The organism is Pseudoduganella sp. RAF53_2 (assembly GCF_052113985.1).
GTDB lineage: Bacteria > Pseudomonadota > Gammaproteobacteria > Burkholderiales > Burkholderiaceae_D > Rugamonas.
The window spans coordinates 1-1,747 of record NZ_JBFRDW010000901.1; the positions used below are offsets into that span (position 1 = coordinate 1).

A 1,747-nucleotide genomic window follows, 5' to 3' on the forward strand; every position below is an offset into this window, starting at 1 on the left:
GGCGTGTGCGACCGCGTGAAGTTTGAAGACCTGTCGCAGCCGGTGGCGGGCGACAAGCTGTGCAACAGCGAGGAATGCTTCGACGAGCGTCTGTTGAATGGCTTGCCTGAGATGATCAGGAACGCCCAGAAAGACATGGTCATCGTGCTGCACCAGAAGGGCAGCCATGGTCCGGCTTACTGGAAGCGCTATCCGGCCGAATTCAACAAGTTCACGCCGGTATGCCAGACCAATGAGCTGGAAAAGTGCTCGCGCGAGTCCATCGTGGCGGCCTACGACAACACGATTCTTTATACCGACTTCTTCCTGAGCCGCGCTATCGATGTGCTGCGCAAGGCCGCGGCCGAGGGCGGCGCCGACACTTCGCTGCTGTATTTCTCCGATCACGGCGAATCGCTGGGCGAAAAGAATATGTATCTGCACGGTGCGCCTTATATGTTTTCGCCGGCCGAGCAGCGCAAGGTGCCGATGATGCTTTGGATGTCGGACGGCTTCAGCGAGCGCTTCAAGGTGGATCGCGCTTGCCTGGCGGCCCGCAGCGGTCAGGAATTCTCACACGACAACGTCTTCCACTCTACGCTCGGGATGCTGAACGTGAACACCGCTGTCTATAACCCTAAACTGGATATCTTCCATGCATGCATCCGCGGCTAAGCCTCTGATTCGCCCAGTCCCGCTGATGCTGGCGCTGCTGGGTATCTCGGCGCTGGTCATCCTGTGGCTGGGCGAGTTCACAAACGTCGATCTGCAGCTGGCGGACGCTACTTACGACTTCTCGAAGCATGTGTTCCCCCTGCAGCACGCCTGGTTTGCCGAGCGGCTGAATCATGAAATCCTGAAGCAAGTCATGACGGTGGCCGCCGTGGTGGTCGTGGTGCTTGCTCTGTACGATAAATGGCGTCCATTTGCGAGCTGGGGCTGGGAGCGCCGCATGGGCGTGCGCGTGGTCGCAATGTCGGCCGCATTGGTGCCGCTTGTGATCAGCCTGCTCAAGCGCGCAAGTTCTTCGCATTGCCCGTGGGATGTTCAGCGCTATGGCGGCGACGCTCCTTATATCCGTCTGCTTGAATTGATGCCGGACGGTATCGCTGCCGGCCATTGCCTGCCGGGCGGCCATGCTTCCAGTGTGCTGTGGCTGATTTCCCTGTCCGCTTTCTGGTGGCCGCGCCATCCGCGCAAGGCGCTGGCGGTCGCGATTGTCATGCTGGCCTTTAGCTTCGGCGTCGGCTGGATTCAGCAGCTGCGCGGCGCACACTTCCTGACCCACACACTGTGGTCAAGCTGGATCGCTTGCGCTCTCGTGTTCGTGATCTATCAATTGAATACGAAAGTGCTTGCCAAGCTGCCGGACGTTAGCTATAGTTCTGTCCCTCGCAACGCTACGGCAGCAACTGCTGCAGAGTGAAGCGAAAAAAGAGGGGCTTGACGATGAACGCAAAACACCGCATAATCTCGCTTCTCTGCTGCTGACGAACACAACGCTTCGATCAATTAGGCAGCGCCCCGAACGGGGGGTCTTTAACAATCAACAGTCGATAAGTGTGGGCGTTTGAAGATGGCCAACGCGCCGAATGGCGCGATGCTCAAATAATATGCTTCAAATGCTCGCGCAAAATGAAACGTAATCTCKTTAWGAGATTTCGTCAGTATTTTGAGTGAGCGACCAAGTCAGCAATGACTTAAAACAGAGATTGAACTGAAGAGTTTGATCCTGGCTCAGATTGAACGCTGGCGGCATGCTTTACAC

The 1,747-nt window shown here is 57.0% G+C and carries 2 protein-coding genes; both read left to right on the plus strand.

The genetic code is table 11. The features are described 5' to 3' along the window. On the plus strand, positions 1-654 hold a 654-nt coding region (locus tag AB4Z11_RS30820; RefSeq protein WP_442029858.1), incomplete at its 5' end, for a phosphoethanolamine transferase. Next, positions 635-1,405 (plus strand): phosphatase PAP2 family protein, encoded by a 771-nt coding sequence (locus tag AB4Z11_RS30825; RefSeq protein WP_442029860.1) that lies wholly within the window; start codon positions 635-637, stop codon positions 1,403-1,405. The genes AB4Z11_RS30820 and AB4Z11_RS30825, both read left to right, overlap by 20 nt. Positions 1,406-1,747 lie beyond the last annotated feature (342 nt).

Coding starts and splice junctions, on each gene's coding strand:
- AB4Z11_RS30825 (WP_442029860.1), top strand. CDS start 635: ATGCATGCATCCGCGGCTAAGCCTCTGATTCGCCCAGTCCCGCTGATG.